General features: G+C 69.2%; 5 protein-coding genes and 1 pseudogene. 2 read left to right on the forward strand and 4 right to left on the reverse strand.

Features of this window, described 5'->3' with window-relative positions; all coding sequences use genetic code 11:
• Positions 1–640: nitroreductase family protein (locus AB7O82_RS35020; RefSeq protein WP_428621545.1), on the forward strand; the 640-nt coding region annotated here is incomplete at its 5' end.
• Positions 641–681: 41 nt separating this feature from the next.
• Here AB7O82_RS35020 and AB7O82_RS35025 read toward each other — a convergent pair.
• The 4 genes from AB7O82_RS35025 to AB7O82_RS35040 form a co-directional block, all read right to left on the reverse strand.
• On the reverse strand, positions 682–1,809 hold the full coding sequence (locus tag AB7O82_RS35025; protein ID WP_428554764.1) for a M23 family metallopeptidase: 1,128 nt from the start codon (positions 1,807–1,809) through the stop codon (positions 682–684).
• 184 nt (positions 1,810–1,993) lie between these two features.
• Positions 1,994–3,667, reverse strand: coding sequence for an N-acyl-D-amino-acid deacylase family protein (locus AB7O82_RS35030; protein ID WP_428554761.1), 1,674 nt, complete (start codon positions 3,665–3,667; stop codon positions 1,994–1,996).
• A 154-nt stretch (positions 3,668–3,821) separates the two neighbouring features.
• On the reverse strand, positions 3,822–5,027 hold the full coding sequence (locus AB7O82_RS35035; RefSeq protein ID WP_428554758.1) for a CaiB/BaiF CoA transferase family protein: 1,206 nt from the start codon (positions 5,025–5,027) through the stop codon (positions 3,822–3,824).
• A gap of 50 nt (positions 5,028–5,077) precedes the next feature.
• Positions 5,078–5,362, reverse strand: a complete 285-nt coding sequence (locus AB7O82_RS35040) for a hypothetical protein (protein WP_428554755.1) — start codon at positions 5,360–5,362, stop codon at positions 5,078–5,080.
• 69 nt (positions 5,363–5,431) lie between these two features.
• Between AB7O82_RS35040 and AB7O82_RS35045 the strand changes: the two are divergent.
• Positions 5,432–5,886: pseudogene (locus AB7O82_RS35045) on the forward strand (hypothetical protein); the annotation flags it as partial.

Here is a 5,886-nt window from a genome sequence, read left to right on the forward strand (position 1 = left end):
GGAGGACCGCATGCCCGACCTGTTCGAGACCATCGAAACCCTGCGCTCGATGCGCCGCCTCAAGCCCGACCCGGTGCCCGACGACCTGATCGCGAAGATCCTGCGCGCCGGCGTCTGCGCGCCGAACGGCGGCAACAGCCAGCGCTGGCGCTTCCTGGTGATCAAGGACCGCAAGATCAAGGAGGCGGTGCAGGTTTGGTACAAGCGCGCCTACGACGAGATCATCGGCCCGCGCTACGCCAGCAGCGAGCCGCCGCCCGGCGCGACCAGGGAAGGCTACAAGCGCCAGCATTCGGCAGTTGAATACCTTACCGAGCACTTCCACGAGGCGCCGGTGTGGATCGTCGCCTGCCTGGAGGACGGGCCGAATCCCAACCGCATGTCCGGCGCCTCGATCTACCCGGCAGTGCAGAACATGCTGCTGGCGGCGCGCGCGCTGGGCCTCGGCTGCACGCTGACGACGCGCCACATGCTGTTCGAGAAGGAGGCCGACAAGGCGCTCGGCCTGCCCGAGGGCGTGCACTCCTACGCCATCCTTCCGATCGGCTACCCGATGGGCAAGTTCGGCCCGGTCGGCCGCGGCCCGCTCACCGACTTCGTCTACCAGGATCGCTGGGGCCAGCCCTACACGGCGGGTTGACGTCCCGAGTCATCGCTGGGAGCGATGAAGCCCTCCCCCGATTACGGGGGAGACGAGCGGACATCGCGCTGCGCGAGCGACTGGGCGATCTGGCGGCGGAAGCGGTCGAGTTCCGGCCCGTGCAGGCGTTCCGGCTTGAAGGCCGGGCTGGCCAGCGGATCCACCGCCCGGCCGTCCTTGTGGAGCTCGAAATGGAGATGGGCGCCGGTCGAGTGGCCGGTGCTGCCGACCAAGCCGATGATGTCGCCGCGCACCACCTTGCGGCCAGGCCGGATGCCGTCCGCGAAGTCCCTGAGATGGCCGTACACGGTGACGAGCCCGCCGGCATGCTCGAGGCGGACCCAGTTGCCGTAGGGCCCGTTCGGCGCGGCGCCGGCGACGACGCCGTCGGCGGCGGCATGGATCGGCGTGCCGGCCGGCGCCAGGAGGTCGATGCCCATGTGCAGGCACGACGGACAGAGGCCGCGCGGGGCCGTCTTCGCCGCGGCCGGAGACGGCTCCTCGCCCAGCAGCACGCTGAGCGGCGTGTCGACGGTGATCCTGGGAACGGCGTCGGCACTGGCAGCCGCCTTGGTCGGCCCGCGGCGCTTTAGGCTGGCGGTCGAGGCGGTCCTGGCCGACGCCGCGGCCGCCTGTTCGAACGGGTCGGGCCGCACACCAAACCGCGACGAGACCACCACGGCGTCGAGCGGCATGCGCAGGGCCGGAGCGCGCGTCGAGGTCCCGTTGGCGAACCACAGCCGCTCGACCTGGTCGCGGCCGCGGAAGCGATGCACGGCCACGCTGCCCTTGCCGGTGGTCCGGAACTCGGCCCACAGGAGCCGGCGCGCGATCGCCGCCCCTCGGGGAGTCCGCGTTTCGGCGTAACGAATATGGAAGGTGTCGCCCGGACCGACGTCGCGCGCGAGGTCGAGGGCGGCGGCAAAGGCCCCTCGCAGCTCCGCTGCCAAGGCCGGGCTCACCTTTGCCCGCAGCAGCGCCAGGTCGGCCAGACCCAGCACGGTCCCGTCGACGGCGACCTCGCGCGTGACGGGAAGATCCGCCTCGCGCGCGCCCAGCATCCGCTCTTCCGCGCTGACCCACTCGGAGAACCGCTCCGGGCCGCCGGGCGCCGACGAACCGGCCAGCAGCGCCAGGACGAGCGCCGCGACGAGCGGAACCTCCTTCATGCCGCTTTCCTCATACGCCCGCGGCGCCGACACCAGCGCGCCGCCTGTGACAAAATCGTGGTCAGCCGCGCGATGCGGCGACGATCAGGAGGTCGTCAGACCGGACCGGGTGCGTCTCGCCCGCTCTTCTCATGAGCGGGCGAGACGCCCGCGGTCCAATCCGAAGGCGGCTCGCTCCCCTCGCCTATCCGCGCAGGACCTTGCCGGCCTTGGCCCCGGTGAGCTTGCCCTGCTCCCAGGTGACGGCGCCGTTGACCACGGTGTACTCGACGCCGTTCGACGGCATGACGATGCGCTTGGCGCCGCCCGGCAGGTCGAAGCGGCGCTCGCCGTGATTGGTCGAGCCGATGCGTTCGGCATCGAAGATGGCGATGTCGGCCGGCGCACCCTTGGCCAGCCGGCCGCGGTCGGCGAGGCCGAACAGGTCGGCCGGATCGGAGGTCAGCTTGCGCACGCCCTCCTCGAGCGTGATCGCCTGCTTCTCGCGCACCCAGGTGCCCAGCAGGTAGGTCGGGTAGCCGGCGTCGCACAGCATGTCGACATGCGCGCCGCCGTCGCCCAGCGCCATCAGGATGGCCTTGTTGTTGAGCAGCTCCTTCATGCGGTCCTCGCGGGTGTTCCACGAGGCCATGGTCAGCTCGCATTCGAGGTTGTCGGCCAGCACCAGGTCGAGGAAGGCGTCGACGCCGTCCTTGCCCTGCTCCTGACCGACCTGGGCGATCGACTTGCCCTCGAGCGCCTTGAGCGCCGGATTGCGCACGGCGTGGACGCCGATGCGGCCCCAGTTGCCGAAGGCGAGAGGATTCCTGAGATCCTCGCGGAAGGCGTTGCGGAAGGCCGGGTCGGCATAGACCTTCTTCTGCGCCTCCTTCGAGGTGTCGGCGAACACCCGCTTCCATGCCGGGAAGGCGGCGAAGGAGAACGGGTTGTTCATGTCGATCTCGCGCGTCAGCGGCAGCGGCGAGGTCTGCGGCCTGGCACCCTTGGCGATCATCGGCGCGGCGCGGCGCAGCGTGTCGCGCACCGCTTCGGGGATGTCGTCGCGATCGAACAGGGCGATGAAGGTCACCGGCCGGCCGCTCTCGGTCAGCAGGAAGTCGAGCAGCTCGCACTGGTCCTGCTCGAGCACGCCGACCTGGCGGGTCAGCGCGATCTCGATGGCGCCCTTGCCGCGCACCTTGAGCGCATTGGCGTAGGCCTTCATCTCCTCGCGGCTGGCATTGCGGCAGGCCAGCGGCTTGCCCTCGAAGCCCATATGCTGGTTGAGCGTCGTGCTCGAGAAGCCGAGCGCGCCGGCATCGACCGCCTCGCCGATCAGCGCGGCGATCTTCGCGGTCTCCTCAGGCGTGGCCGACCGTTCCATCGAGGCCTCGCCCATGACGTAATGGCGGAACGGCGTCAGCGGCGCGAGGAAGGCGAGGTTGAGCGAGGGGTTGCGCGCCGCGGCGGCGTCCATGAATTGCGGGAAGGTTTCCCAGTCCCACGTGATGCCCTTGTTCAGCACGTCGAACGGAATGCCCTCGACGTTGACCAGGTCGCGCATGGCGACCTCGCGCGTCTCGGGCTTGCAGGGCGCAATGCCGACGCCGCAATTGCCCATCACCACGCTGGTGACGCCATGCCACGACGACGGCGTCACCGCGCCGTCCCAGCAGATCTGGGCATCGTAGTGGGTGTGCGGATCGACGAAGCCAGGCGCCACGACCAGCCCATGGGCGTCGATGGTGCGCCTGGCACCCTCGGTCACCTTGCCGATCTCGGCCACCTTGCCGCCGGTGATCGCCACGTCGGCCTGGTAGCGCCTGGCGCCGGTGCCGTCGACGACCGTGCCGTTCCTGATGACGAGATCGTAGCCCATCGAGACCTCCGCGATGACTTCGGAACGCCTGACATGGCCCAGGCCATGCCGGGAACTCGGGACCAGCGTACAGGCCCGGACCGTTCCCGTCGTATGCGAAAACCACAGGCGAGCCAGCGAACCCGGCCGCGCTGCCCGGCACGGGCCAGCGAACTCAGCTGCGCTGGTCGGTGAAAGCCACCCGATCGGCAACCAAGGCGTCGATCTCGGCCTCGCCGTAGCCCGCCTCGGCCAGGACCTCGCGGGTGTGCTGGCCGAGGCGCGGGGCGAATTTTCCGCTCTGAGGCTGGGTTTCCGACCAGGTGGTGGGCTCGGCCATGGTGCGAATGCGCCCTTCCGACGGATGATCCTGGAAGACGAAGAAGCCGCGGTCCTCGAGGTGCGGATCGTGCAGCAGGGACTCCAGCGTATGGGGCACCATGCAGGCGATGTCGGCCTGCTGCAGCAGCTCGAGCCATTCGCCGGTGCTGCGGCCTTTCAGTTCCTCGCCGATCATGTCGTAGAGCTCGTCGATGTTGGCGGTGCGCGCGGTGATGTCGGCGAAGCGCGGGTCCTGCTTCAGGATGTGGCCCTTGCCGACCGCCTCGAAGAAGCGCCGCCATTGGCCGTCATTGTAAGGCAGCACCGCGAGGAAGCCGTCCTTCGTGGCGTAGGGCTTGCGCGAGCGCGACAGGGTGCGCGGATAGCCGGGCGGGCTGGTCGGCGGGTCGAAGGTGGTGCCCTGCAGGTGCTCCGACAGCACGAACTGGACCATGGTCTCGAACATCGGCACCTCGATGCGCTGGCCGACGCCGGTCCGTTCCCTGGCCAGCAGGCCGGCCAGCAACGCATTGGCCGCCGCGCCGCCGACAATCCGGTCGATCGCCGCCATGGGGATGAAGCGCGGCTCGCCAGTCGAGCGCTGCAGCAGCATGGTGACGCCCGACGCCGCCTGGATCAGGTCGTCGTAGGCCGGGCGGCCGGCATAGCGACCGCCGGTGCCGTAGCCCACCATGCTGAGATAGACGATCGCCGGATTGGCCCGGCGCACCGGGTCGTAGTCGAGGCCCAGCCGCTCGAGCGCCGCCGGGCGGATGTTCGAGGCGAAGGCGTCGCACCCGGCGGCGAGGCGCAGGATCGCCTCCTTGGCCTCCGGCCGCTTCAGATCCAGCGCGATCGAGCGCTTGCCCTTGGCGTTGTGCTGGAAGGTGCCGCTCATGCCGCGATGACGCGGCACGCCTGTGTAGCGGCTCGAATCGCCCTCCGGCGCCTCGACCTTGATCACCTCGGCGCCGAGATCGGCGACGATGCGCGTGCACCACGGACCCATCTGAACGGAAGTGAGATCGAGGACGCGAAGGCCGGCGAGAGGTCCATCCATGTTGGAATGCTAGCGGCGTCGCCAAACCGCGCGCAATCGCCGGCGGCGCCTCAATTCCGATTCGGCCGCCTCCACCAGAAACCGACCATGCCGCCCAGCGTGCTGGCAGCGCAGACGACTTTCAGCGCATCGACAAGCGGGCCGGCGTTGATGTCGAGAATGATGAACAGGAGACACCCTGGAATGAAGATCGCGCCGGCGACCAGCGCGAACCGTAGGAACAGGGCCTTGCCATAGCCGAACAGTGGCCACGCCGCGCCGCCGGACTGCTCCATGGCAATTGCCATGTTGAGCCCCCAGTAGCGCAGCAGCCGCTCCTGCGACGTCGACAGCATCCCGGCAGACGTTACACAATAAGCGGCCCGTTGCGCAGTCTCCGTGCACAGTCTTCCGCGAGGTCCAGCATGTTCGACAGGGATCAGTTCGTCGCCGATTGCCAGGCCGCCCTCGGCAACAAGCAGGCGGCGATGGCCGTCCGCGACCTCGTCGCCCGCACGGTTTCCGAGCCGGCCGCCGTCAAGCGGGGCCTGGGCGAGCCGAAGCCCGGCGGCATCGACATCCTGCATCGCTCGCCGGAGATGACGGTCGTCAACCTGATCTGGCCGGCCAACATGATCATCATGCCGCACGATCATCGCATGTGGTCGGTGATCGGCATCTACGACGGCCGGGAAGACAACATCCTGTGGCGCCGCCTGCCCGATCGGCCCGACGGGCGCATCGAAGCGGCCGGCGCCCGGTCGATCTCGACGGGAGATGCCGTGACGTTCGGAGCCGACATCATCCATTCGGTGATAAACCCGATCTCGCGGCCAACCGGGGCCATCCACGTTTACGGCGGAGACCTGTTCGGCACCGA

Source organism: Reyranella sp., assembly GCF_050185545.1.
Classification (GTDB): domain Bacteria; phylum Pseudomonadota; class Alphaproteobacteria; order Reyranellales; family Reyranellaceae; genus Reyranella.

What these genes read in the sequence shown, in the direction of transcription:
- AB7O82_RS35035 (WP_428554758.1), bottom strand. Translation starts at nt 5,027, where the DNA reads ATGGATGGACCTCTCGCCGGCCTTCGCGTCCTCGATCTCACTTCCGTT.
- AB7O82_RS35025 (WP_428554764.1), bottom strand. Translation starts at nt 1,809, where the DNA reads ATGAAGGAGGTTCCGCTCGTCGCGGCGCTCGTCCTGGCGCTGCTGGCC.
- AB7O82_RS35030 (WP_428554761.1), bottom strand. Translation starts at nt 3,667, where the DNA reads ATGGGCTACGATCTCGTCATCAGGAACGGCACGGTCGTCGACGGCACC.
- AB7O82_RS35040 (WP_428554755.1), bottom strand. Translation starts at nt 5,362, where the DNA reads ATGCTGTCGACGTCGCAGGAGCGGCTGCTGCGCTACTGGGGGCTCAAC.